Source organism: Halorubellus salinus (assembly GCF_020567525.1).
Taxonomy (GTDB): Archaea; Halobacteriota; Halobacteria; order Halobacteriales; family Natrialbaceae; genus Halorubellus; species Halorubellus salinus.
In genome coordinates, this window is the sequence record NZ_JAJCVI010000003.1 from 28,721 (window position 1) to 53,390 (window position 24,670).

Genomic DNA, 24,670 nt, shown 5'->3' on the forward strand with positions numbered 1-24,670 from the left:
GGGTTGGGACTGACTACTGGAGCGGTTCGTACGAGAGACGTCGGGGAACGTTACCATTACTCAGGTCGAAGCGGCGAACGAGAACCCTCGAGGACTCCGTATTCCGCCGAGTAATGGCAGTCCGGTAGGCATGGCAGTCAGTTCGGTGGACGTAGCAGTCAGTTCGGTGGGCGTAGAAACTGGATATTGGCGCCTAGGAAAGGCTTAAACCCGTGAGGGCGCTACAATCCTCGGATTCAGGGTATGGGTGAACGGCTCTCTCGAGTCGTCGAGGCACTCGCGGCGTCGGGTGACCCGCGCCTCGACGACGAATACTGGCGGGTAGTGCCCGCGACCGAGGACCGCGGCGCGGTGGTGCTGGTCGGAGTGGTCCACGACCATCCGGCGAGCGCGCACCGCGTTGCGTCCGTCGTCGCGGAAGCCACCCCGGACGTACTGGCGCTCGAGCTCCCGCGTCTCGCGGTCCCGTACTTCGTGAAGCGGACCGCTCGCAGCGGATCGCGTGACGCCGGGTCCATCGAGGCGGGGGACGACCAGGCGGTGGCCGACGGCGGCCAGGCCGTGAACGGCATCGACGAGATGAGTGCCGCCATCGGCGCGGCAACGAACGCGGACGTCGTCGGCGTCGACACGTTCTCGTGGCGGTTCTGGCGAACGTTCCTGGTGAGAGCGACGTCCCCGGAGGTCACTGCGTCCGCGGTGCGCGATGCGATCGAGGGCGTCGGTCGCGTCGTCTGGCGCGCGCTCTCGGTCCGGTTCGGGTCCGAGAGCGGTCGCCCCGACGGCGACGGGAGCGAGTACAGAGTCGACGCCGCGGACGACCCGGTCGACCAGGCGTCCCACGAGCGCTCGCACGTCTCCCGGAGTCGGTCGCTGCTCGGCGCCCTCGAACGACCTGCTGGCGACGTGCTGTTCGACGAGGCGCGCGAGGCCACGATGGCGACGAACGTCGACGCCCTGCGGACGTCGGGGACGGTCGTCGCCGTCGTCGGACTGGCGCACCTCGACGCCGTCGCCGACCAGTTGACGGACGGAGAGCCGACCGTCGACTGACGAGGGAACGTCCAAGCGGGCGGCACCCGAGAAGGGCCGAAGGCGGAGTCCTCGTCCGCCGGCGCGTGCGTCGTGACTCGAGCGCGCGGCGTCGGAGAGAAGTGGTGGGAAGGCGGGGCGGTTGCGCGCGACCGTGGTCGTCGGGCCGTGACGACCGAAGTCGCCGTCAGAACCTGGACTCGAGGTGTATCTCGTCGCCCTGTATCTTGTCGACGTTCTCGTGCTTGAGCGGGTACACCGTCTCGTTCTCGTCCTCCCAGCCGAGTTTGCTCCGGATGGACCCCGAGAGACCGGTGTCGACCCGCACGTGGGCCTCGTCGTCGTGTATCTTGTCGACTGTGCCGACCATGTCGCCGTCGGCCGTCATCACTTTCTTCCCTTCGTCGCTCGATTTGAATGCTCGTACCATTGTAGTATCCGTCGAGCGGGCGAACCCCGTTGGGACGCGCCCTCGACGCTCTAACCGAGGCGAGCGTCCCGCATCAACATACGCCAGTTACCGGAGGACGTCGTCTCGGTACGGACAGCGAACGATAGCAAGGGCAGGTATCGGCTGGCCAGTCGTCGCGTCGCGGCCAGTATCGCCTCGGCGAAGGCTGGGCTGGCGCGAACCGACCGGGTTCGCGTGAACGTCCGCCGACCGTCCGTCGACCACCTCGTCGAGTGCAGACCACGGGGGCGACCCGGGAGGCGTTCGAACGGGTTCGACGGCGCAGCGCTCTACCGGACCGGTGGCAGCGCCGCCGGCGCGCTCGACGCGACCACCCTCTCCGTGTCGACGGTCGTCGCAGCGCTGCTCGCGTGGACCGGACTCGCACTCGGCGTCGCCGCACGGAGCACCTCGACTCGCTGAGAAGGCGGGTTCCATCCGAGGCAGATCGAGGCAGTCGAGCTAGCATCACGATGTTTCGGTGGGCACGTCGTCCTGCACTGAACTGCAGTCGCGGCCCACTGAACTACAGAAACAACGGCACAGACAACTACTATCAGATATATTTATATGACAGTTTCTATTTACCTAGGATGTTGTTCGGCGTGCTCTACGATATCGGCAACGGGGGGTGCGGGCCGAGGCGGACGGCGGGGCCGCAGTCAGTCGTCGTTCGCGACGGCGATGTTGACGTACTGGATGAAGAACTGCATGATGTGCTGTTCTGCTTTCCGGAGGTGCTGTGAAGCCGTCGTCTTGGCGATTCCGAGGTCGTCCGCGATCTCCTGGAGAGTGCTCCCCCGTGGGATATCGAAGTAACCGGCTTCCAGCGCCTTGTTGAGCACCATGCGGCGGCGGGGGGTGATGGTCTCGAACACCTCGCTCCACTCAGTGACGCTCGGGGTGATCTGGCGTTGGAAGCTCGACGAGACGTACTCTATCTTGACGGCGCCGAAGCGCTCCAGCAGACCGACAGCCTCCGAGAGGTCCTCCCGGTTTGTTAACAGGAGATCGAAGCTCTCTTTCCCATTACGTATCTCGCCGAATCCGCCGAGCGGAATGAACCCCTCGTGGAGCAGCAACTGGAGGGGCGTGTACTCGAAGTGTTGACTGCGGATGAAGAGGGTCGCGGAGAGGCGATCGACCCCGCCGATGGAGTACCGCTCGAGGACGTCGACGGACGTCGTCGATTCGTGCTCTCGGATGGTTTCGACGACGTCGTCGTAGTCGCCCTCGGCGACTTCGAGCGCGAGCAACCCGAAGTAGCGGCGGTCGCGGAACGTCGAGGCGAGGAACTCGCCGGAGACGTCGTACGCGGCGAGGCTGCTGGTCCAGTCGTCCTCGTATCGAACGCTGAGTTTCGCGGTCAACATCGGTGTATCGATTGGAAATTCCGGACGAGGTCGTTCATCGGGCGTCAGTCAACATCGTCACCGCGAGGGGATGAGTGTTGCCCGCGTCAGTTCGCGTCGTTCGGACGCTTCGAGGGCGTCGTCGATCTCATCGAGAGCGAACTCGGCGTCGATGAGTTGGTCGTACGGGTAGTCGTCGATGGTGTTCGCGAGGAGTTCCAGCGCGTCGTAGAGGACCCACGGGTCGTACTCGACGGCGGTCGTGATGTCGATGGACTTCCGCGTGAGCTTCCCGGGGTCGAAGTCGACCTCGTGCCCGGGGCGGACGTTCCCCATCTCCAGGTAGCGTCCCCCCTTGCGGAGCAGTTCGATGCCTTCGACGAACGCCTCGGGAACGCCCGCGACTTCGATGGCGACGTCGGCGCCGACCCCGTCGGTGAGCTCCTCGACGCGGGCGCTTCGGGCGTCGACGGTGTCGAGTTCGCGGAAGTCGATGACGTGGTCGGCCCCGAACGCCGCGGCCTGGTCGAGGCGTTCGTCGACGCCGTCGATGACGATGGTCTCCGCGCCGAGTTCATTCGCGACGACCGTCGCGTTGAGGCCCAGGCCGCCTGCGCCCTGGACGACGACGGTATCGTTGTAGTCGACGCCGACCTCCTGGATCCCGAACAGGACCTGTGAGAGCGCGCAATTCGCGGCGGCGGCGACGTTCGGGTGAGCTTCGAGTTCCTCGGGGAGCTTGTAGAAGTGGTTGTCCGGGTAGATGTAGTAGTGCGTCCCCCAGGGCGCGTGGAAGTGCGGCCAGATGTCCGGTGACTTCCCGGTGTGTTCGTAATCGTTGTCGCACGCGTAGAACTCGCCTCGCCGACAATAATCACAGGACTGGCACGTCTGGAAGTAGACCGGGGCGACGAGGTCGCCCGCTTCCACCGGGTTTCCGGCGCTATCGGTCTCGACGTCCTCTCCGAGTTCGCTGATTCGACAGACCGCCTCGTGGCCGAGCACGCAATCCTTGAGCGGATGGTCGCCCTTCCAGACGTGGAGCTCCGACCCACAGACGTTCGAGCGGACCACCTCCGTCACGACGGCGTTCGGGTCGGGTTCCGGGACCGGGTACTCGCGGAATTCGAGGTCCCTGGGTCCGTCCAGGTAGACGAGATGCCCCGTCTCGCGCTCGGCGTTCGTTCCGCTGGAGTCGCTGCTCATTCTGCCTCTGCACGAACGTTCGGGACGCTTTCCGGGATTTCACCGACGTACCCGCGGTAGTCGAGGTAGGCGCGGAAGGCGACGATCTCGTCGTCGTCGTTGAACTCCATCACGTCGCACAGCGGGACGCCGTTCGCTTCCCGACCGACTGCGGTCTCGCCGTCCAGGTACCCCTCGCAAATTACAGTTTTGCCGTCCTGATGGAAGTTCGTCATGTGGTGTTCGCCGCCGGTGAAGAACTCGGCGTTGTCGTCGTAGAACTGGCGGATGTCCGCCAGGCCGCGGACGACACCCGCTCGCGAGGAGTGAACCACCGGGTCGTCACCGTACAGTTCCATGACCTCGTCGGTTCCTGCGTCCGCACTGTCCATCAGTTCGAAGTACCGTTTGGCAACGTCGACGCTCATCAGTCCAGACGAATGCCACGAGGTCACATACTACTTGAGGTGAACATGGTTCCGCGTTTATATGCAACCCGTCCAGCGGCGGGTCGATGCAGTCTGGGACGACGAGCAGAAGGTCCGATACCGGAACCCGTCGAGACGGATTACGTGGGGGAGATGTCGGCGCAGACGTTCTTCACCTGCGTGTACGCGTCGACCGCAGCGAGTCCCTTCTCGCGGCCGAAGCCGCTCTCCTTGAAGCCGCCGAAGGGCGTCTCCTCCCCGCCGGCGAACCACTCGTTGATGTAGACCTGTCCGGCGCGGACGTCGCGGGCGAAGCGATGGGCGCGACCCATGTTCTGGGTGTGGATGCCGGCGACGAGCCCGTAGTCGACGTCGTTCGCGAGCGCGATCGCCTCGGCCTCGGTACTGAACTCGATGACCGAGAGGACCGGACCGAAGATCTCCTCCTGGGCGATGCGCATGTCGTTGTCGACGCCGGTGAACACCGTCGGTTCGACGAAGTACCCGTCGCGGTCGAGTGCCTCGCCGCCGACGAGTGGCTCGCCCGCTTCCGCTCGACCGACGTCGAGGTAGTTCGTGACCTTCTCGAAGTGCTCCTCGGAGACGAGCGGCCCCATGTCGGGGTCGGTCTCGCCGTTGTCGAGCGTCATCGTCTCGATGCGGTCGGTGAGGACGTCGAGGAACTCGTCTTTGACGTCCTCGTGGACGAGGAGTCTCGACCCGGCCGAGCAGACCTGGCCGGCGTTCGCGAAGATTCCCGTCATCGTGCTGTCGACGGCGCTGTCGATGTCCGCGTCCGGCCAGACGACGTTCGGGCTCTTCCCGCCGAGTTCGAGGTGGACGTTCGTGACGTTCTCGATCGCCGTCTGGCCGACCTCGATGCCGGTCGGGACCGAGCCCGTGAAGCTCACGCCGTCGACGTCCGGATGCGCCGAGAGGGCAGCACCCGCTTCGGCGCCGAACCCGGGCACCACGTTGAGGACGCCGTCGGGGATGCCGACCTCGGTGGCGAGCCGACCGATCTCGACGGCGGTCAGCGGCGTCTGCTCGGCGGGTTTGACGACCGCCGTGTTGCCTGTCGCCAGCGCGGGCGCGACGCTCCGACCGAAGATGTTCGTCGGGAGGTTCCACGGGATGATCTGTGCGGTCACGCCGAGCGGTTCGCGGACCGTGTAGTCGACGTAGTCGTCGGTGAGGGGGATGGAGTCGCCGTGGACCTTGTCGGCGACGCCGGCGTAGTACTCGAAGTACCGCGCGCATGTCTCCACGTCGGCGCGAGCGTGCGAGAGGGGTTTCCCGTTGTCGCGCGTCTCCAGCAGGGCCAGGCTCTCCTGCTGGGAGCGGATCTCCTCGGCGAGGTCGTCGAGCAAGCGGCCGCGCTCCTGGGGCGGCGTGGACGACCACTCGTCGAAGGCGTCGTTCGCGGCGGCTACGGCCTGGTCGACGTCCTCGTCGCGCGCTCGTGCGACCGTCGCGAACGCGTCCTCTGTCGCGGGATTGACCGTCTCGAAGCGCTCTCCGGCCGCTGCGGGAACGAGCTCCCCGTCGATGAGGAGGTCGTACGTCCGTCGGTCTGGCTGTGTCTCCATGACTGCTCTAGACGGGCGGCGTCCAATCGGGGTTCTGCTGAACATGTCCCCCTATTCAAGCCACGGGCCGTGGCGCGCGCGTCGACCGGACATGTGTTGGTGAATCCTTAACGTACCGGGGCGTGCACGTGTGGACGAGCATGGAGATCACAGACGTCAACCAGTACCACCTGCGGTACGACATGGCGGACAGTTTCTACCCTGCGTGGAAACCGGGGTTCGAACAGACCGAGCACGAGGTCCTCCTGTTCGAACTGGAGACCGACGCCGGCATCTCGGGCGTCGCGACCGCGTCCGGGTTCGCGGGCCGGATGGACTACCTCGAACTCGCGGAGATGTTCCTGGTGGGCGAGGACCCGCGAGAGGTAGAATCGATCGTCGAGAAACTCGACCCGCTCAACCTGTGGGGGCCGCGGCCGTGGCACTTCGAGGTGGCGCTCTGGGACATCGTCGGCAAGGACGCCGGCAAACCGATCTACGAACTGCTCGGCGGAAGCGGCGACCCCATCCCGGCGTACGCGTCGACCGGTGAACGACAGGGCGTCGACGAGCGCCTGGCGTACGTCGAGGACCGCGTCAGCGAGGGGTTCGACGCGGTAAAGCTCCGCTGTCACGGCGACGACCCGGACCCGGACCTCGAGGTGGCGCGACGGATCCGCGACGCGTACCCCGACCTGACGTTGATGATGGACGCCAACATGGGGTGGAGCGTCCCGATGGTCGACGTGGAGCCGTGGTCGTTCGACGACGCGCTGTCGGTCGCGCGCGAACTCGAGGAGATCGGGAACGTCGGATGGCTCGAGGAACCCCTCGACCGCCGGAACTACGAGGGACTGGCGCGGTTGCGCGAGAAGACCGACGTCCCGATCGCCGGAGGCGAGTTCAACAACGGCGTCCATCACTTCCGGGAGTTCATTAAGCAGGGGTCGCTCGACGTGCTGCAACCGGACGCAGTGCTCGCGACGGGCATCGGCGGCGGGAAGAAGGTCGCCGCGATGGCGGACACGCACGGCCTCGAGTTCGCGCCACACACGTGGAACGACGGCCTCGGGTTCGTCGCGAACCTCCACCTGCTCGCCGCGACGGACGCGCGCTGGTGCGAGTACCCACTCGATCCGCCGGGGTGGACGCCCGAATCCCGGGACTTCCTCCTCGAAGAACCGGTCGTCGCCGAAGACGGCGCGGTCGCCCCGCCAGACGGGCCGGGCCTCGGCGTCGACCTGGACTGGGACCTCATCGAGGAACTGGACGCGTCCTGACGCTCAGGACTGGTCCGGCCAACGCTCGAGGTAACTCATCTTGTCCGTATAGAAGTTGATCATGTCCTGGCCCTGGGCGTGCAGGTCGCCGAAGAACGAATCCTTGCGACCGCCGAAGGAGAAGTACGCCATCGGCGCGGCGGTGCCGAGGTTGACGCCGAGGTTCCCGGCCTCGACCTCGTGCTTGAAGCGGTTGGCCTTGTGGCCACTGTCCGTGAAGAGGCTCGCGGCGTTCCCGAAGTCGCTCCGATTGACGACGTCGACGGCCTCGTCGAAGTCCGCGACGCGAACGAGCCCCATGATGGGTCCGAAGTGCTCCTCCCGAGCGATGGTCATGTCCGGCGTGACCTCCCCGAACAACGTCGGGCCGATGAACGTCCCGTCGTAGTCGTCGACGGTGACGTCGCGGCCGTCGACGAGGAGTTCCGCGCCCTCCTCGACGCCGGCTTCGACGTACCCGCGGACCGTCTCCAGGTGGTCGTCGCTGATGATCGCGCCGATGTCGACGCCGTCATCGAGCCCGTACCCGACGGTCTGCTCGCGGGTCTTCTCGGCCAGGGCCGCGGCGAACTCGTCGTAGACGCTCTCCTCGACGACCATCACGTCGTTCGAGAGGCACCGTTCGCCGGCACACGCACACGCCGACGCGACGGTCTTCTCGGCGGCGTAGTCGATGTCCGCGCTCTCCGTGACGATGATGTGGTTCTTCGCACCGCCCTGTGCCTGGACGCGCTTGCCGTGCTCGGCGGCGGTCTCGTAGATGTGGCGCGCGATCGGCGTGCTCCCGACGAACGAGATGCCCTCGATGCCGTCGTGTTCGAGCATCGCGTTCACCGTGTCGGGGCCGCCGTTGACGAGCTGGACGACGCCGTCCGGGAACCCGGCCTCGTCGACGAGCTCGAAGATGCGCTGCGTGACGAGCGGGTCCTGCTCGCTGGGTTTGAGGATGAAGCTGTTGCCCGTAGCGACGGCGTGCGGAAGGAACCACAGCGAGATCATGACCGGGAAATTGAAGGGCGTGATGCCGACGAACGTCCCGAGGGGCTCTCTGACGGCCGTTTCGTCGATGTTCGGCGCGGCGTTCGGTAGGTTCCCGGCCTGCATCATCGTCGGGATGCCGCACGCGGTCTCGACGTTCTGGATGCCTCGACGGATCTCGCCGCGGGCTTCCGCTCGCGTCTTCCCGTGCTCCATCACGAGGAGTTCCGTGAGTTCCTCGATGTGCTCGTCGAGCAGTTCCTTGAGCCGGAACAACGGCTGAACGCGCTCCTCGACGGCGGTGTGTCGCCATTCCTCGAATGCGTCGTTGCTCGCCTCGACAGCCGTCTCGAGGTCGTCGTCGTCACTGAACGGCAGGTACGCCAGCTCTTCTCTCGTCGCTGGGTTGACGACCGCTTGGCCGTCCGCGCTCGACGGCGTCTGCCACGCCCCGTCCACGTAGTTCTGTACCTCGTCGTTCTCGCTCAACGTTGTAGGGAGCACTGTTATTCACAGAAATCGTGCGTAATCGCATAAGTGTTGCGAATAAATCGGCTATAGAGCCATAAGTAGCCAGGTTCGGATATTTATGGAGATATTTCTGGGCGAACGTTGGACTGACACTGCAGACGGTCGTGTGTGGGTCGTACGGTCCCCGAAGACGACGCGTGACCCGGGAACTCAGCCCTGGTCGAACGTCGCGTCGAGCGACTCGCTCATCTCCTCCTCCGAGAGGTGGCACCCGATGCAGTGACCGCCACCGCCGTCTTCGAGGTCCGGGTCGTCCGTCTCGCACACCTCCCCGATCTTCTGCGGACAGCGGGTGTTGAACGAACACCCGCTCGGGGGATTCCGCGCGTCCGGTACGTCGCCGTCCAGTCGGATGCGGCTCTTCTCCTCGTACGGGTCGAGCGTCGGGATGCTCGACAGCAGCGCCCGCGTGTACGGATGATACGGCGGGTCGAATATCTGGTCGGTCGACCCCGTCTCGATGATCTCGCCGAGGTACATCACGGCCACGCGGTCACAGATCGCCTCGATGACGCTCAGGTCGTGACTGATGAGCAGGTACGACGTCCCGTACTCCTCGCAGAGGTCCTCGAGCAGGTTCAGGATGCTCGCCTGGACGCTCACGTCGAGCGACGACACCGGTTCGTCCAACACGATCAGCGACGGATCCGCCGCGAACGCGCGCGCGATGGCCACGCGCTGCTGTTGCCCGCCGGAGAGCTCGTGCGGCTTCTTGTCGACCACGTCGCTCCCGAGGTTCACCTGATTCAGCAACTCCTCCGCCCGAGTCCGGCGCTCGTCAGCCGCCCTATCGGTGAACAACTTGAGCGGTCGCTCCAGGATCTGGCGGACCGTCCGGTTCGGGTTCAGGCTCGCCTCCGGGTCCTGGAAGATGATCTGGCACGACGACCGGAACTCGTTGAGCTCCTGCTTCGAGAGCGAATCGATGTCCGTCCCATCGTACTCGATGCTCCCGCTCGTCACCGTGTGGAGTTTCAGGAGCGTCCTGCCGAGCGTGCTCTTCCCACAGCCACTCTCGCCGACGAGCCCTACGGCTTCGCCCTCGTGGATGTCGAACGAGACGTCGTTCACGGCCTTGACCGGGTCGTGGTCGCCGATCAGGTTCTTGATGAACCCGCCCTCGTCGTAGTACTTCTGCAGGTGGTTGATGCTGAGGATCGGTTCGCCGGGCGTGCGATCCGACGCCTGCTTCGCCGGGACGTCTATCGGGTTATCGACCACGTCCCTCCAGTGCAGACACCGCGATTCGTGGTCGCGCTCGCCGTCCACCGAGGCCATCTCGATGTCGTCTGTGCGACACTCCTCGGTCGCGAACTCGCATCGGTCCGCGAAGATACACCCGTTCGGGATCGCGTCGAGTTCGGGGATCCGACCCGGAATCGGCTTGACCTCCTTGTCCTTCGCTATCTCCGGCGTCGTCGCCAGCAACGCCTGCGTGTAGGGGTTCGCGGGCGACGTGAACACCTCCTCGACAGGGCCTTTCTCCAGCATCTCGCCGGCGTAGAGGATATTCACGCGGTCGGCGATCTCCGAGATGACGCCCAGGTTGTGCGTGATCAGCAGGATGCCGGCGTCGTATTCGGCTTTGAGGTCCTCGACGAGGTCGAGGAACTTCGCCTGCGTCGTCACGTCCAGCCCGGTCGTCGGCTCGTCGAGGATGAGGAGGTCGGGATTACACGAGAGCCCGATCGCAAGCAGCGCGCGCTGCTGTTGGCCGCCCGAGAGCTCGTGGGGGTACCGGTCGGCGATGCCCGCGGGGTTCGGGAGGTTCACCTGCTCCAGGACGTCGTGCACGCGCCGCGTTCCCTCCTCGTCGGACTCGATGTCCTGGTGGAGGTCGATGGTCTCGCGGATCTGCGCGCCGATGGTCATGCTCGGGTTCAACGAACTCGACGGGTTCTGCGCGACGTGCGCGATGCGATTCCCGCGTATCGACCGGAGCTCTCGCTTCGACGCCGACAGCAGGTCCTCGCCTTCGAACGTGATCGACCCGTCGTCGACCCAGCCGTTCGCGTCCAGATACTGGACGATGGCGAGCGCGAGCGTGCTCTTCCCGCTCCCGCTCTCCCCGGCGAGTCCGACGGTCTCGCCTTTCTCCACGGCGAGCGACACGTCACGTAACGCGTGAATGTTGCCATCAGCGACCTCGAACTTCACGTCGAGGGAGTCGACACTGAGGAGCGTTTCCTGATCGCTGCGTCGGGTCGACGTCTCCATACTCATGAATGATCACCCACTTCGCGCGGGTCCAGCACGTCCCGCAAGCCGTCGCCGATGAGGTTCGTCGCCATCACCGTGAGCAACAGCGCGACGCTCGGCCAGATGAGGAACCACGGCGTCTGGTAGATGTGGTCTCTCGCCGTCGAGATCATGAACCCCCAGTCCGGGTTCGGTGGGCCCGCACCGAGACCGAGGAAGGACAGCGACGTCCCGATCATGATCGCGTACCCGACGCGAACCGACCCCTCGACGACGATCGGGCCGGTGACGTTCGGGAGTATCTCACGGAAGAGGATGTACGGACTCGATTCACCGCGTGCTTTCGCCGCCATGACGTACTCCTCCTCGCTGACCGACAGCGTCGCCGAGCGCGTCACGCGAGCGATGCGTGGTGCGTACACGACGCCAATCGCCATCACGACGTTGAGGATGTTCGAGGGGAGGACGACGAGGATCAGGAGGCCGAGCAGGAGCGTCGGCACGCTCATGATGATGTCCATGATCCGCATCAGTAACTCGTCGACGCGGCCCTTCGCGTACCCGGCAGTCAACCCGATCGGGACCCCTACGAGGAGCGCGAGCGCCGTTGCGCCGAACCCGAGCAAGAGGCTCGTTCGTCCGCCGAGGATGACCCGCGACAGGAGGTCGCGGCCGAGATGGTCGGTACCCAAGAGGAACTGCCCGCCCGGGCCCGCGTACCGGTCGGCGACGTGCGTCGCCGTCGGGTCGTACGGCGCGACGGTCTCCCCGAGGATCGCGACGAGCGCGATCGGGAGGAGTATCGCGAGGCCGAGCCCGATACGGCGATTGCTCAGGACCTTCCCGACGATCGGGGGCAGGTCGAACCCGGTCGATTCGGTCGACGTTGAGGTGTCAGTTGCCATCTATTCGTCCCCCAGACTGATTCGTGGGTCGAGCAGCGTGTAGACGATGTCCGCTGCGAAGTTCGCCATGATGAACGCGATCGTCGGCACCAGGATGCCGGCCTGGATGACCGGGAGGTCCCGGTTGTCTATCGCCTGCACGATGAGCTCGCCGATGCCGGGGAACGCGAAGATCTGTTCGATGATGACGACGCTCCCCATCATCCACCCGAAGTTCAGCGCGAGCACGGTTACAGTCGGCAGCAGGCCGTTGCGCAGTCCGTGCTTGAACAGGACGTTCCGTTCGGCGACGCCCTTGAGTCGCGCCGTCCGGATGTAGTCCGATTCGAGCGTCTCCACCATCGACGACCGCGTCTGCCGGAGCACGTACGCGAGGATGATGGTGTTCATCGCGATAGCTGGCAAGAGGAGGTGATGCAGCCACGGGACGACGCCGTCGCTGAGCGGGACGAACCCGCCCTTTGGGAAGAGGTCGAGTGGTGGCGTCGTCAGGAACAACAACAGTAACGTCGCACTGACGAACGAAGGGATGCTGAGCCCGACGTAGGACCCGCTGGTCACGAGGTGGTCGACCATGGTGTCGCGCTTGGCCGCCGCAACGATGCCAAGTGGGATAGCCGCGACGACCGAGATGAGCATCGCGACGGCCGCCAGCTGGAGCGTCCGCAGCAATCGCGGCCAGACCATCTCCATCACCGGTTGTCCGGAGATGAGACTGTTCCCGAAGTCCCCGGTCACGACCCCGCCGACGAAGTCGACGTACTGCACGGGCAGCGGGCGATCCAGTCCGAGGTCCTCGTTCACCTGCTCGATTGCTGCGTCGGTCGCCTCCGTCCCGAGCACGATGTTCGCGGCGCTCCCGGGGAGCAGGGTCGTCACCCCGAAGACGACCGACACCACGATGAATATCGAGAGAAGCGCGATCGCGGTGCGCTTCACCAGATAGAGATAGTTCATTGCTATTGTCTCTCACTCCCGTTACTTGTCGACAGCGCACTCGCTGAGGAAGTCCTTGATGTACGTGGGGTACAGGTCGTAGTTCTGCACGTAGTCCTTGTAGCCGCCGTAGATCTTCGGATGGAAGGTACCGACCCACGCACCCTCCTGATGGTTGATGCGCTGCATCTCCTTCATCGCCTCCGCCTTCTCCTCCTCGCTCGTCGCCGACGTCGCCCGCGCGAACGCCTCGTCGAACGCGTCGTTGCTCCACTTCGCCTCGTTCCACGGGCCCTCGGAGCGGAGCGCGAGCTGGGGCACCGTGCTCCCGAGCACGCGCGTGGAGTAGTTCGTGATGTACCATTCGCCCTCCGCGTTCCAGTAATCGGACAGCCACGTCTCCTCGGTGAGCCGGTTGATCTCGAACTCGATACCGACCTGCTTCATCTGCTGCTGGAACAACTGCGCGATGACTTCCTTCGACGGGACACCGTCGTCGTAGTGGAACGTCTGCATCTCGAGGCCGTCACCGTAGCCGGCCTCGGACAGCAATTCCTTCGCTTTCTCGACGTTCGCCGTCGTCCCGAAGGTATCGCCGACCTCCAGGTCGTCGTTGTAGTACGTGTGAACGGGCGTGACGCCGGAGTGATGACCGAGGACGCCCTCGGGCGAGACCGCTTTCAGGATCTGTTCGCGGTCGAGCGCGTACTTGATTGCCTTCCGGACCTTCGGATCGTCGAGCGGTTCGACCGTTGTGTTGAGGACGATCGGGTACTGGAGCCCGGACGTCTGCTTGACGAGCGTCGCGCTGTCCGAGACGCGCCCGGCGACGTTCGGCGAGGTCCGACTGACGGCGTCGATACTCCCGTCGGATAGCGAGTTCGCGCGCTGGATGTTGTCCGAGAGGATGTTCCACTTGAGCTCGTCGAAGTACGGCAGCGGTTCGCCGTCGACGCCCTCGATGTGGTAGTCCGAGTTCGCGCTGAACGTGATGTCGTTCTTCTGATTCCAGGTCTCGAGCTGGAGCGGTCCGGTCCCGTAGTCGGTGTCTTCCAGTTTCGCGGGGTCGTCGTCGAGAACGGCCTTCGGGACGACGAAGAACGCCCCGCCGGTCTCCGCGATGCGCTTCGTGAAGTTCAGGTCCGGCTCGTCGAGTGCGACCTCCACCGTCGTCTCGTCGACGACCGAGAGCGAGTTCACGCCGCTCAGGCTCGACGCGGACCCGGAGAACGCCTCGGACGTGAGGAAGTCGTAGGACGCCTTCACGTCAGCAGCGGTCATCGTCTGGCCGTCCATGTTATTGAACGCCACGTCCTCGCGGAGGTTGAACGTCCAGACGGTGTAATCGTCGTTCGCCTCCCAGTCCTTCGCGAGATTGGGCTCGACCTCGAAGGACTGGTTCACGCGCGTCAGCCGGTCGTACATCGCTTCGCCGAGGAGGTAGTCGGCGAGGAACCCGCGGAACGGCGACATCGTCTGGACGCCCTGTTGGGCGCCGACGACGAACGTGCCGCCACGAGGCAGCGAATCCGGGCTCTCTTCGGTCCCGTCGTTCGAGTCGTCGGATTCGATGGTGTCACCGCCGTCGCCATTTCCAGAACCTTCGTTATCGTCCCCGCCGCCCATACATCCGGCGAGTCCGGTGATTCCGAGCGTGCCGAGGGTCGCGCCGAGCTTGAGAACCGACCGCCGGTCCGTCCCAACGGTTGTGTGACTGTCTCTCGATGGCATACGATATCGACACATGGAATCCTTCATAATAAAACCTTGGTGGGTGCAGGAGACCTATTATGAAATAATGGGATTTTCGAACCGATCGACACTGAGGAACTCTCGACCGCGCCCTCGTTCGAGCGACCGCCCGCAAGGGACTGTGTTGACGGCGTAACGTCTCCGCACGGTGCGACGTAGTCGCTACCGTCGCGTCGATGCGACACGGCCGGCGGTACCGTCGGTTCGATGGGACACGGCCGGCGTCGATGTCCCGGGAAAGATTAATTACCGGGCATGCGGTCGTCAGTGACATGCGAACTGCGGCAGTCCTCACCGAGTACGACGCACCGCTGTCCGTCACGGAGGTCGAATCCGTGACGCCGGGTGCGAACGGAATCGTCGTCGAAACAGATGCCTGCGGGATCTGTCGGAGCGACTGGCACGCCTGGAAGGGCCACTGGCCGTCGGTCCCCACGGACGAGCACATCCTCGGGCACGAACCCGCGGGCACGGTGACCGCCGTCGGCGACGACGTGGAAAACTTCGCGGTCGGCGACGACGTCGGGATCCCGTTCAACGTCGCGTGCGGGCATTGCTCCTCCTGCTGGTCCGGCGACTCGCACCTCTGCTCGGACGGCCTGAGCCTGGGGTTCACCGGCGACCTCCCGGGTGCGTTCGCCTCCGAGTTCGCCATCCCGAACGCCGACTTCAACGCCGTACACCTCCCAGACGGCATGACCCCCGTCGAGATGGCTGGCCTCGGCTGTCGGTTCGCGACCGCGTTCCACGGCCTCGCGCATAAGGCGGACGTGCACGCCGGCGACTGGCTCGCCGTGCACGGCTGTGGCGGCATCGGGCTCTCCGCGGTGAACGTCGGCGCGGCCCTCGGCGCGAACGTCGTCGCCGTCGACCTGAACGAGGACGCCCTCGCCCTCGCCGAACAGGTCGGTGCGACCGCGACCGTCGTGGCTGGCGAGACCGACGTCCCGAAGGCGGTACAGGACGTCACGAACGGTGGGGCGGACGTCTCCGTCGACGCACTCGGGATCGCCGAGACGTGCCGGAACTCCATCGACTCGCTCGCCCCACAGGGCCAACACCTCCAGGTCGGGATGACGACCGACGACGAAGCCGGCGAGATATCGCTCCCGGTGGACGCGATGGTCGGCTCGGAACTCGAGTTCGTCGGCGTCAAAGGCATGCCGCCGAGTCGCTACCCGGAACTCTTCAACATGATAGCTGGCGACAAACTCACGCCCGCGGACCTCGTCACGAACGAGGTCACCCTCGGCGACGTCTCGGATCGGCTCGCGTCGATGGACGACTACGGGACGCTCGGGATGGAAGTCGTCACCGAGTTCTGAGCCTCAAGCGGTCGATTCGGACAGTTCCTCGACCAGGTCCCAGTCGAGGTCGATACCGAGACCGGGGCCCGTCGGCGGGACGATGGCGCCGTCTTCAGCGGTGAGTTGCTCTTCGAGAAGGAAGTCTCGCGTGTCGAGCGACCAGCCCGGCGGCTCGATCGGGTACTCGCACCAGCTGGGGTTCGTGCACGCGAGGAGCTGGACGTTCGCGGCGAACCCGATACCGTCGTTCCACGTGTGCGGCGCGAACTGGAGACCGTGCATGTCCGCGAGCCCCGCGATGAGTTTCGTCTTCGAGATACCTGCGCTGAGCATGACGTCGGGCTGGAGGACGTCGAGCGCATCGTGCTCGACGAACTCGCGGAACTGATGGACGCCGTTGTTGAACTCCCCGCCCGCGATGGGGATGTCCGTCTTCTCGCGGAGGCGAGCGAGCGCGTCGTAGTTCCGTTGATTGAACGGTTCCTCGAGCCACCCGATGCTCCCGATCTCCTCGAGTTCGCGCGCGACCGACAGCGCGTCGTCGAACGTCCACGTCCCGCCACCGGGATGCGCGAAACTCCATCCCATGTTGAGGTCGACCATGATCTTGAGGTCGGGGTACGCCTCGCGGACGGCGCGAGCGACTTCGAGGTCGTCGTCCATGTCGTCGGAGTGGAACCGGAGCTTGATCGCCTCGAACCCCTCGTCGACGCGATCGGCGACCCAGTCCAGGCGCTCGTCGACGGGCCGCAGTTCGCCGCTGGAGGCGTACGCCGGGATCGGTTCGCTGTCCCCACCGAGGAGTTCGTAGATCGGTTTCCCGACCTCCTTCCCCTTGATGTCCCAGAACGCGATCTCGAAGTGCCACGGTCGCGGTCCGTACGAGTTCAGCGACGCGAGGTCGTCGAGTCGCTGCTCGATGTGTCTCGGGTCTTCCCCGACCAGGTACTCCCTGGCGAGGTCGAGCGAATCGACGCGAGACGCGTCGCCCGTGACGGACGTGATCCCGCTGATGCCCGCGTCGGTCTCGACCTCGTAGAGCTGTACCTTGTGGACGTGCTGCTCGAATCCCGGATACCAGGAGGGCTCGAACGGCGCGTCCATCTCGTAGTCGATGTGGTATGAGTTGATCCCAGTTATCTCCATGCTATCTGTCGGTTGCTCCAACGAACCAACTCTCGATGCGCCCGCACTTCAGTCTTTTCAGGGGAGGAGAAGCGAAGTCGGTGCGTCGTCGCTCGAATCCGGGACCGGCGACGTTAGCTGTAGTCGTGGTAGACGGTCTTGATCTGCGTGTACTTCAGGACGCCGTACTTGCCGTCGTCGCCGCCCATGCCGGAGTCGTTCCACCCGATGTGGTGACCCTGCCACGCTTCGCCGAGCGTTCGGTTCACGTACGTCTCGCCGTAGTCCAGGTCGTCGACAGTCTGCATCGCGGTCTTGTAGTCCTCGGTGAAGACGTACGAGGAGAGCCCGTATCGCGACCGGTTCGCGTACTCGACGGCCTGGTCGACGGATTCGACGGTTACGATCGGCGTCACCGGCCCGAACACCTCCTGTTCGACGACGTCCATCGACGGGTCGACGTCCCCGAGTACGGTCGGCGCGTACCAGTATCCGGCCTCGAAGTCCTCGCCCGTCGGTGGCTCGCCGCCAGCGAGCAGCGTCGCACCGGCGTCGACGGCGGACTCGACCGACGAGTGCGTCCACTCGCGTTCGCCTGCCGACACCTGCGGTCCCATGTCCGGGTCGCTCTCCGGGGAGCCGAGTTCCAGCGCTTCCGTCGCGGCGACGTACTTCTCGGTGAACTCCTCGGCGACGGCCTCGTGGACGAAGACGCGTTCGGCGCACGTACACACCTGCCCGGCGTTGGTGATGCGAGCAGTGAGGATGTCCTCGACGGCGGCGTCGACGTCGGCGTCGGCCGCGACGATCGCGGGCGCCTTCCCGCCGAGTTCGAGCGAGACCGGCGTGAGGTTCTGCGCCGCGGCTTCCATGATCTCCTTGCCCACGCGCGTGGAGCCGGTCATCGTCACCATGTCCGTCTCGGGTGCCGTCACGAGCGCGTCACCGACCGTGCTGTCTCCGATGACCAGGTTCAGGAGGCCGTCGGGGAGGTCGAGTTCCTCGTCGAGCGCCTCGAACAGCTTGATCGTCGACAGTGGTGTCGTCGAACTGGGTTTCACGACGACGGCGTTCCCGGCGATGAGCGCGGGAAGGATCTTCCGCATCAGGACCGCTATCGGGTAGTTCCACGGGATGATGGCGGCGACGACGCCCATCGGATGGCGTTGTAACTGTATCTGTTCGTCGCGGCTGTCGCTCGGAACGATGTCGCCCTCGATGCGACGCCCCCACCCGGCCGCGTAGTCGGCGAGCGTCAACGTCCCCTCGACCTCGCCGTGGGCCGCGGACCGCGGCTTCCCTTGCTCGGCCATCAGGACGTCACCGATGTCCTCGACGTGGTCCTCGACGACCGCACCGATGTCGCGGATGACTTCCGCACGCTCGATACCCGGCATGGCGCCCCACTCCTCCTGGGCGTCCTGCGCGGCGGAGAGCGCTTCCGCGACGAGCGCTTCGTCGGCGCTCGGGACGGTCGCGATCGTCTCCTCCGTCGCTGGATTCTGTACGTCCACCGCTGGCGTGCCTGTTCGCCACGACCCGTCGATGTAGTGACCGCTCTCGGATACCTCCACGATACCTCCACTTCTGCGAGGGCGAGTATAATACTTCGGGGCCACGCCAATGATGCCGACGACGCTCGTACTTCGACGCGACGCTAATCGTGCCGACGACGCTCTGACGTCGACTGTCCCACCCGAGCAGCGAGACGACCGTTCGCCCAACCACGTCCAGCGAATATGTGAGTGTTTGGCACTCAAAGGAGGACGCGAACATGGCCCGACGTTTATAACCGAACCGACTGCCTGCTGTCGATCAGAGAAGCGAGTCCTGCAGCTGGCGGAGGTGGTAGAGCGGCGAGTCGGTGTCGAGACTGACGTCCGCCGCAGAGATGGGCTGGTCCGTGCTCACCGGTCGTTCGACGGTCGCGCCAGAGAGCAGTTCGAACGGAACGAGGTCCGCTTCGGACGCGACGTCGGCGTTCTGGAGGCGTCCGTATATCGTATCACCGCCACCGCCGACGATCGTCTCGCCCGGTTCCAGGTCACGTTTCGCCGCGGCGACGACCTCGGTCGTCTGCTCGGTCACGACGCCCGTCGGCTCGTCGTGGAGGCCGGCGAGCGCGACGCTGACCATCGTCTCCTGGGGGAGATGATACGGGCGGTGGAAGAGCTGATAGCGTCCGTTCGACGTCGTCTTGATGTTGTACCGCTGGCTCAGGTACGCCTGCGTCGACTCGTTCGTCGCCTCCGTCACGACGAACGCACTCGGGTTCTGGTCGGTCGGCGTGACCGAGTCGATGACGCCCTTCCGGTCGAGTACGCCACCGTCCTCGACTGGTCGGAGCGTCTCGAGCATCCCACCTTTGTCCGTCTCCGGCATGTGGATGCCGTCGTCGTCGGTCGGCAGTCCGAGAGCGTTCGCGGCCGCACAGAGTTCGACCGCCACCTTCGTTCCGTCGAGGAACGTGTTGTACATCCGTGCGTCCGGTTCGCTGTTCTCGATGAACGACTCTGGGAGGTCGTACCGCTGGAGGGAGTCCTCGTGGGTCGCGTGGGGCTTGAACGTCAGCTCCGTGCCCTGTCCCGCGGCCACGATGTCGAGACCCTGGGTTCGCGCCCAGTCGACCATCTCGACGACCTGTGCCGGTTCGTCGCCGTACGCCATCGAGTAGGTTACGCCGCGGTACTCGGCGAAGCGGGCCAGCAGCGGTCCGATGGTCACGTCCACCTCGACGCTGACCATGACGACGTCGTTCCCCGCGTCGATCGCTTCCAACGCGTGGACCGCCGCCGCCTGGGCATCCCCGGTCGTCTCGATGACGACGTCGACTGGCGCACCGGCCGCCAGTCCACCGTCACTCGTTGCGACGCGCTGGTCCGTCGCAAGCGCGCTCGCGATGCCATCCGCGCTCTCCTCGATCGCCACCTCTTCGTCCGGAACGCCGGCTTTCCGGAACGCGTCTTCGGCTTTTCGTCGTTCGATGTCGGCGAGTATCGAGAGCTCGACGCCTGGTGTCTCCTCGATCTGGTAGGCGAGGTGCGATCCGTAAACGCCGGGGCCGATCAGGGTGACCGAGAGCGGATCACCTACTCGCGCCTCTAAGTCAGACACTACGTTCATCCGTGGTTGGTACTGACCGACACGCTAATTAAGTGTTTTGTAAGTCCCGTTAGATGAACGGGTGGCTTCCAGTGACCGTCGACAGTTCGACCGCGAGCCACCGTCTTTCGGCCGTTGCCGGGTCGGTCGAGACGACCGTACGGAAGAACGTAGTGCACGTAATCTGGTAGTTCTCCATCGGAGAATCCGAGGTTCGGTCGACGCGGACCACCGCTCATCTCGAGAAAGAGTGGACAGGGTCACTGGAGAGAGCTTCTATCACCCGGACGGGGGCTCTGGGCATCCCGAACGCGTTCGAGTAACGGAATCGACGGTATGAGCCGGGGCGCACGAGGTAGGGCTGTATGCGGAAACGGACTCGCACCGGACGTGTGCGGAGCATCCTCGTCGAGCGAGCGCCGTTTCTCCATGGAAGAACGAGACATTCGCGGTGGAGGCATCCGCTTTCGAGCGACGAGGTCCCCTCGTTCTCTCGGGGACGGCCGTGGGGCGATATGCTAATTATGCACGCCCCGTATTGTTCGACCATGTCAAATCACCCAGCGGACGACGGGCAAACCGGAATCAAGTCGGTCGATACGTCGCTGGACATCGTCGAGACCCTGACCACGGAGGGTCCGATGACCATCACGGAACTCGCGGAGGTCCTGGATAGATCGCCGAGCAACGTGCTCGCCCACCTCCGGACGCTCGAGCGGCGCGGATTCGCTGTGAAGGAAAACGACCGCTATCGGCCGGGGCTCCGATACTACGAGGTGGGGAACAGCATCAAGGAGAACTATCCGCTGTACGTCCACGGGACCGACCCAGCGGACGAACTGGCGGCGGACACGGGGGAGTACGTCTGGCTGATGGTCGTCGAACAAGGGCTCGGGTACTACCTATACAAGACCGGGGGGGAGGACGCCGTCGAAAGTGGCGCGTACACCACGGGGAGTCGCTGGCGCCTCAACGCGACCGCGAGCGGAAAGGTCGTGCTGGCGCACATGGACGACGACGAACTGGACGAGGTACTGGACGCACACGGCCTTCATTCGATGACGCCGAATACTATCACGGACCGCGACGCGCTGGAGGCGGAACTGGAGACGATCCGCGAGCAGGGGTTCGCGCGAGACCGCGAGGAAGCGGCCGTGGGTATCCGCGGTGTCGCCGCTCCCGTCCGGGGACTGGATGGCGTCATCGGGACCGTCTCCCTCTCTGGACCGGCCAGTCGCATCGAGGGCGAGTACTTCCAGTCGAAGCTCCCGCAGCTCGTCACCGAGACTGCGGACATCATCCGCATCAAGCACAACGGCGCGAGGGCAGTCGATCGGTGAGTGGGCGAGCCGGTCGCGTTCGCTCACCCGGCCATCGGCAGTTGACGTCCCGAAGATGGATTCGGTCTCGTCGCGGAACGGATGGCGTCGGGACTGGCGTGATAGAACACGAGACGGTACGGCCGGTGCTTCGTAGGGGTTGCCCGTTCTGCCGACTGGCAGCGAGGTCGCGAACCCGAGTCCGTGCGAGGCCGCGTCCGATCGATGGCTCGTCCCTGCGGTGGCGCATCCGTCCGATAGACGTCGAGGCGGAACGAGGGAGAGCGGTCGTAACAAGTCTATGGCTGTTATTCCATCTCTCGCGGTCGGGGTTCACTTTACGTGGTGACGGTCGACCAGTCCAAACTCAACTAACAGTGATAGGTTCGTTATTCTCGGTGAGGGGGGGGAGACCGGCGCCGAGAACCTACCGGGTGGTGTTCACCAGCGGCCAGTCCTGCGGGAAGGATGTTTTATTGCCGCATCAAAATACATCGATTGTTCATTATTCACCGCGCATTCGGGCGTTTCTCCCGCGTTCGTGACAGCTCCAGTACCAGTCAACTTCCGTAAGATATCGCGTTGTGGTGTCACGATCGGGTCGCGTCGGGGCCAGAAAGCGGCCGGGCGCTCGTCACCTTTCGTCGTCACCCGAGGCGGTGACGAGGTGCAACGCCACTGGCTCGCAGGTGCTCGTCGCATAGTGAAGCTGCGCTCTGGCGAGAGGCTACAGCACTGCCGACCGTCCGCGACGAAGTGAGTTGGAGGATGAACGAGCGGCGCCGCTATCGTACGAGACCAGGGTGCATCGGAGGAGGGAGAGAAGACGTCGCTTCCGCGAGACTCAGTACTCGGCGTCGGCGACGGTGACGGTCCGGGTCTCGTCGTCCACGAGCAGTCGGTACTCGCCGGCTTCGAGCGTGTGGCCGTCGCCGGGGTGGTAGACGCTGAAGTCGTCTGCGGCGAGCGAGAGCGTCACGGTGCGTTCCTCGCCGGGATCGAGCGTCACGCGCTCGAACGCCTGGAGGCGACGAACGCGAGGGACCCGGGACGCGGTGAGCGCGCTACTGTACACCTGGACGACCTCGGTCCCGGTACGGTCGCCGACGTTCGCGAGCGTGACCGACACCTCGAAGTCGTCGGCGGCGTCGAGTTCGTCCGTCGAGACCGAGACGTCGGCGTACTCGAAGTCGGTGTAGCTGAGGCCGTGCCCGAACTCGAACAGCGGGTCGTACGAATCGGGATGCTCGTCGACGCCGATGGGTGCCGGGTGCGCGAGGTGGTCGAAGTGCTGTGGGAGGTCGCCGGGCGACCGCGGGACAGATATCGGGAGGCGACCGGACGGGTCGTTCGCGCCGAACAGCGTCTCCGCGACCGCGGTCCCGCCCCGAGACCCGGGGTAGTACGCCATGAGGATGGCGGGCAGGTGCTCTGCCATCCAGTCGACGATGAGCGGGCGACCGGTGACGAGCACGCCGACGGTCGGCGTCCCCGTCTCGTGGATCGCCTCGACGAGTTCGCGCTGGGCTTCGGGGAGTCGGAGCTCCGAGCGCGTCGGGAACTCGCCGGTCTTCGACCCGGACTGGACCTCGGGGCCGAACTCGTGGAGGTACCAGTTCTCGCCGACGGCGACGACCGCAACCTCCGCCTCGGCGGCTTTCGCCGCGGCCGCTTCGACGTCTTCCGTCGTCGACATCGACGCGCCCTGCTCGTACGTGACCGACCCCGTGGTGTGGTCGGCGAGCGCGTCGCGGATGCTGTCGCCCGCGACGTGCGCTTCCTCGTCGACGCTCCACCCGCCGACCTGATGGACGAGGTCGTCGGCGTTCGGGCCGGCGACGAACACGTCCTCGTCCCCGGACAGCGGCAGGAGGTCGTCGTTCTGGAGGAGCGTCATCGATTCGCGAGCGCACTCCAGGGCGACGTCCTGGTGGTCGCTCGCGCCGACGGTGTCGGTCGCGTCGTCGGCGTCCACGTACGGGTCCTCGAAGAGACCGAGGCGGAACTTCTGTTCGAGGACGCGACGGACGCTGTCGTCCAGGACGCTCTCGGGGAGGTCGCCGTCCTCGACGAGTGCGAGGAGTTCCTCGACGTGCCCGACGTGCCCGACGGACGCGAGGTCGAGGCCGGCGACCCGCGACTGCTTGACGGCTTCGCGGCGGTCGACGGCGGTGTGGTGTTCGTCTGCGAGCTGGCGGATGCCGTTCCAGTCGGAGACGACGGTGCCGTCGAACCCGAGCTCGTCCCGGAGCAGGTCGATCAGGTAGCGTTCGGAGGCGTGCGCGGGCTCGCCGTTGATGGAGTTGTAGCACGGCATGACCGACTCGACGTCCTCCTCGAGGAGGCGTTCGAACGGCGGGACGAACGTGTTCCGGAGCTTGTACTCGGAGACGTCCACGGGGGAGGCGTCCTCGCCGCGTTCCGGTTCGCTGTAGGCGGGGAAGTGCTTCGCCGTCGCGACGACGTTCTCGTCGCCTTCGATGCCGTCGCCCTGGTAGCCGCGGGCTTTCGCGGCGGCGAGTTCACCGCAGAGGTACGGGCTCTCGCCGAACGTCTCGAACACGCGCCCCCAGCGCGGGTCGCGGCCGACGTCGCACGTCGGCGAGTAGTTCTGGTGGGCGCCGGTGGCTCGAATCTCGCTCGCGGTGATGCTCGCGGCGCGTTCGGCGGCGTCGGGGTCCCAGGTGGCGCCGACGCCGAGCCCGTTCGGGAAGATGGTCGCGTTGGCGACGTAGGCGTGCCCGTGGACTGCGTCGACGTTGAACAGGAGCGGAATCCCGAGCCGGGTCTCCTCGACGGCGTACGCCTGGAGTTCGTTGACCGTCTCGACGACGTCGTCGACGGTCGTGTCGAGGGAGCCACCCCAGCCGAACGTCGCTGCGGCGCCGATGTGGTGGTCGCTGATGGCGGTCTTCACGTCGGCTACGTCGTTGAACTCGCTCAGTGTCCCGGCCCACGTGCCGACCAGCTGGCCGGCTTTCTCCGCCGTGGTCATCCTGTCGAGGAGGTCCTCGACGCGAGTGGCGACGGGGAGGTGGGGCTGTTGGAACTCGTACTCTGTGCTGTCTTGGTGCATTATCCAGTACAAGATGAATCGGTTACTTATGTTTTTCGCCAGGTCGGTCGGTGTGCTGGCGGCGGTTCGGCGTCGACGACCCTGACCGAGCGACGCTGGCGGCGCTACGGGTGGGTCGAGTCTTGCGGTTCTGTCGGCAGGCCG

At 65.3% G+C, this 24,670-nt stretch carries 19 protein-coding genes; 5 read left to right on the forward strand and 14 right to left on the reverse strand.

The window, feature by feature from the left end:
• Positions 1 to 243 precede the first annotated feature (243 nt).
• The gene (locus LI336_RS08520; RefSeq protein ID WP_227132696.1) at positions 244 to 1,053 is read left to right on the forward strand and encodes a TraB/GumN family protein; all 810 of its coding nucleotides are present in this window, start codon (positions 244 to 246) and stop codon (positions 1,051 to 1,053) included.
• Between the two features lie 166 nt (positions 1,054 to 1,219).
• On the opposite strand, the gene LI336_RS08525 is transcribed toward LI336_RS08520, so the two are convergent.
• Positions 1,220 to 1,462 (reverse strand): DUF8593 domain-containing protein, encoded by a 243-nt coding sequence (locus LI336_RS08525; protein WP_497007370.1) that lies wholly within the window; start codon positions 1,460 to 1,462, stop codon positions 1,220 to 1,222.
• A gap of 216 nt (positions 1,463 to 1,678) precedes the next feature.
• On the opposite strand from LI336_RS08525, the gene LI336_RS08530 reads away from it, so the two are divergent.
• A complete protein-coding gene (locus LI336_RS08530; RefSeq protein WP_227132698.1) occupies positions 1,679 to 1,906 on the forward strand; it encodes a hypothetical protein in 228 nt (75 codons plus the stop codon).
• A 239-nt stretch (positions 1,907 to 2,145) separates the two neighbouring features.
• On the opposite strand, the gene LI336_RS08535 is transcribed toward LI336_RS08530, so the two are convergent.
• The 4 genes from LI336_RS08535 to LI336_RS08550 all read right to left on the reverse strand — a co-directional run bounded on the left by LI336_RS08535 (position 2,146) and on the right by LI336_RS08550 (position 6,037).
• On the reverse strand, positions 2,146 to 2,856 hold the full coding sequence (locus tag LI336_RS08535) for a helix-turn-helix domain-containing protein (RefSeq protein ID WP_227132699.1): 711 nt from the start codon (positions 2,854 to 2,856) through the stop codon (positions 2,146 to 2,148).
• 57 nt (positions 2,857 to 2,913) lie between these two features.
• The gene (locus LI336_RS08540) at positions 2,914 to 4,041 is read right to left on the reverse strand and encodes a zinc-binding dehydrogenase (RefSeq protein ID WP_227132700.1); all 1,128 of its coding nucleotides are present in this window, start codon (positions 4,039 to 4,041) and stop codon (positions 2,914 to 2,916) included.
• Positions 4,038 to 4,448 carry a nuclear transport factor 2 family protein gene (locus LI336_RS08545; protein ID WP_227132701.1) on the reverse strand — a complete coding sequence of 137 codons (411 nt, stop codon included), beginning with the start codon at positions 4,446 to 4,448 and terminating at the stop codon, positions 4,038 to 4,040. The genes LI336_RS08540 and LI336_RS08545 overlap by 4 nt, the downstream gene beginning before the upstream one ends.
• 140 nt (positions 4,449 to 4,588) lie before the next feature.
• On the reverse strand, positions 4,589 to 6,037 hold the full coding sequence (locus tag LI336_RS08550) for an aldehyde dehydrogenase family protein (RefSeq protein ID WP_227132702.1): 1,449 nt from the start codon (positions 6,035 to 6,037) through the stop codon (positions 4,589 to 4,591).
• 140 nt (positions 6,038 to 6,177) lie between these two features.
• Here LI336_RS08550 and LI336_RS08555 point away from each other — a divergent pair, with 140 nt between their 5' ends.
• Positions 6,178 to 7,296 (forward strand): mandelate racemase/muconate lactonizing enzyme family protein, encoded by a 1,119-nt coding sequence (locus tag LI336_RS08555; RefSeq protein WP_227132703.1) that lies wholly within the window; start codon positions 6,178 to 6,180, stop codon positions 7,294 to 7,296.
• A gap of 3 nt (positions 7,297 to 7,299) precedes the next feature.
• Here the strand turns inward: LI336_RS08555 and LI336_RS08560 are convergent, their stop codons facing one another.
• The 5 genes from LI336_RS08560 to LI336_RS08580 all read right to left on the reverse strand — a co-directional run bounded on the left by LI336_RS08560 (position 7,300) and on the right by LI336_RS08580 (position 14,576).
• Positions 7,300 to 8,778, reverse strand: a complete 1,479-nt coding sequence (locus LI336_RS08560; RefSeq protein ID WP_227132704.1) for a CoA-acylating methylmalonate-semialdehyde dehydrogenase — start codon at positions 8,776 to 8,778, stop codon at positions 7,300 to 7,302.
• A 177-nt stretch (positions 8,779 to 8,955) separates the two neighbouring features.
• Complete coding sequence (locus LI336_RS08565) at positions 8,956 to 11,028, reverse strand: dipeptide ABC transporter ATP-binding protein (RefSeq protein ID WP_227132705.1); 2,073 nt, start codon at positions 11,026 to 11,028, stop codon at positions 8,956 to 8,958.
• Positions 11,025 to 11,909 carry an ABC transporter permease gene (locus LI336_RS08570; protein ID WP_227132706.1) on the reverse strand — a complete coding sequence of 295 codons (885 nt, stop codon included), beginning with the start codon at positions 11,907 to 11,909 and terminating at the stop codon, positions 11,025 to 11,027. The genes LI336_RS08565 and LI336_RS08570 overlap by 4 nt, the downstream gene beginning before the upstream one ends.
• Complete coding sequence (locus LI336_RS08575; RefSeq protein ID WP_227132707.1) at positions 11,910 to 12,866, reverse strand: ABC transporter permease; 957 nt, start codon at positions 12,864 to 12,866, stop codon at positions 11,910 to 11,912.
• A 21-nt stretch (positions 12,867 to 12,887) separates the two neighbouring features.
• Positions 12,888 to 14,576, reverse strand: coding sequence for an ABC transporter substrate-binding protein (locus tag LI336_RS08580; protein WP_227132708.1), 1,689 nt, complete (start codon positions 14,574 to 14,576; stop codon positions 12,888 to 12,890).
• A 293-nt stretch (positions 14,577 to 14,869) separates the two neighbouring features.
• Between LI336_RS08580 and LI336_RS08585 the strand changes: the two genes are divergently transcribed.
• A complete protein-coding gene (locus tag LI336_RS08585; RefSeq protein WP_227132709.1) occupies positions 14,870 to 15,922 on the forward strand; it encodes an alcohol dehydrogenase catalytic domain-containing protein in 1,053 nt (350 codons plus the stop codon).
• 3 nt (positions 15,923 to 15,925) lie between these two features.
• Here LI336_RS08585 and LI336_RS08590 read toward each other — a convergent pair whose 3' ends face one another.
• The 3 genes from LI336_RS08590 to LI336_RS08600 all read right to left on the reverse strand — a co-directional run bounded on the left by LI336_RS08590 (position 15,926) and on the right by LI336_RS08600 (position 20,152).
• Positions 15,926 to 17,071, reverse strand: coding sequence for a mandelate racemase/muconate lactonizing enzyme family protein (locus LI336_RS08590; protein WP_227132710.1), 1,146 nt, complete (start codon positions 17,069 to 17,071; stop codon positions 15,926 to 15,928).
• Between the two features lie 92 nt (positions 17,072 to 17,163).
• Positions 17,164 to 18,603, reverse strand: coding sequence for an aldehyde dehydrogenase (gene aldA, locus LI336_RS08595; RefSeq protein WP_227132711.1), 1,440 nt, complete (start codon positions 18,601 to 18,603; stop codon positions 17,164 to 17,166).
• A gap of 241 nt (positions 18,604 to 18,844) precedes the next feature.
• A complete protein-coding gene (locus tag LI336_RS08600; RefSeq protein WP_227132712.1) occupies positions 18,845 to 20,152 on the reverse strand; it encodes an SAF domain-containing protein in 1,308 nt (435 codons plus the stop codon).
• A gap of 527 nt (positions 20,153 to 20,679) precedes the next feature.
• Between LI336_RS08600 and LI336_RS08605 the strand changes: the two genes are divergently transcribed.
• Positions 20,680 to 21,471, forward strand: a complete 792-nt coding sequence (locus tag LI336_RS08605) for an IclR family transcriptional regulator (RefSeq protein WP_227132713.1) — start codon at positions 20,680 to 20,682, stop codon at positions 21,469 to 21,471.
• A gap of 823 nt (positions 21,472 to 22,294) precedes the next feature.
• On the opposite strand, the gene LI336_RS08610 is transcribed toward LI336_RS08605, so the two are convergent.
• A complete protein-coding gene (locus LI336_RS08610; protein WP_227132714.1) occupies positions 22,295 to 24,526 on the reverse strand; it encodes a glycoside hydrolase family 3 N-terminal domain-containing protein in 2,232 nt (743 codons plus the stop codon).
• Between the last annotated feature and the right edge of the window lie 144 nt (positions 24,527 to 24,670).

Bases quoted from the DNA above. Each gene is read 5' to 3' on its own strand.
- LI336_RS08520 (WP_227132696.1), top strand. From the start codon at position 244: ATGGGTGAACGGCTCTCTCGAGTCGTCGAGGCACTCGCGGCGTCGGGT.
- LI336_RS08525 (WP_497007370.1), bottom strand. From the start codon at position 1,462: ATGGTACGAGCATTCAAATCGAGCGACGAAGGGAAGAAAGTGATGACG.
- LI336_RS08535 (WP_227132699.1), bottom strand. From the start codon at position 2,856: ATGTTGACCGCGAAACTCAGCGTTCGATACGAGGACGACTGGACCAGC.
- LI336_RS08540 (WP_227132700.1), bottom strand. From the start codon at position 4,041: ATGAGCAGCGACTCCAGCGGAACGAACGCCGAGCGCGAGACGGGGCAT.
- LI336_RS08545 (WP_227132701.1), bottom strand. From the start codon at position 4,448: ATGAGCGTCGACGTTGCCAAACGGTACTTCGAACTGATGGACAGTGCG.
- LI336_RS08550 (WP_227132702.1), bottom strand. From the start codon at position 6,037: ATGGAGACACAGCCAGACCGACGGACGTACGACCTCCTCATCGACGGG.
- LI336_RS08555 (WP_227132703.1), top strand. From the start codon at position 6,178: ATGGAGATCACAGACGTCAACCAGTACCACCTGCGGTACGACATGGCG.
- LI336_RS08565 (WP_227132705.1), bottom strand. From the start codon at position 11,028: ATGAGTATGGAGACGTCGACCCGACGCAGCGATCAGGAAACGCTCCTC.
- LI336_RS08570 (WP_227132706.1), bottom strand. From the start codon at position 11,909: ATGGCAACTGACACCTCAACGTCGACCGAATCGACCGGGTTCGACCTG.
- LI336_RS08575 (WP_227132707.1), bottom strand. From the start codon at position 12,866: ATGAACTATCTCTATCTGGTGAAGCGCACCGCGATCGCGCTTCTCTCG.
- LI336_RS08580 (WP_227132708.1), bottom strand. From the start codon at position 14,576: ATGCCATCGAGAGACAGTCACACAACCGTTGGGACGGACCGGCGGTCG.
- LI336_RS08585 (WP_227132709.1), top strand. From the start codon at position 14,870: ATGCGAACTGCGGCAGTCCTCACCGAGTACGACGCACCGCTGTCCGTC.
- LI336_RS08600 (WP_227132712.1), bottom strand. From the start codon at position 20,152: ATGAACGTAGTGTCTGACTTAGAGGCGCGAGTAGGTGATCCGCTCTCG.
- LI336_RS08605 (WP_227132713.1), top strand. From the start codon at position 20,680: ATGTCAAATCACCCAGCGGACGACGGGCAAACCGGAATCAAGTCGGTC.
- LI336_RS08610 (WP_227132714.1), bottom strand. From the start codon at position 24,526: ATGCACCAAGACAGCACAGAGTACGAGTTCCAACAGCCCCACCTCCCC.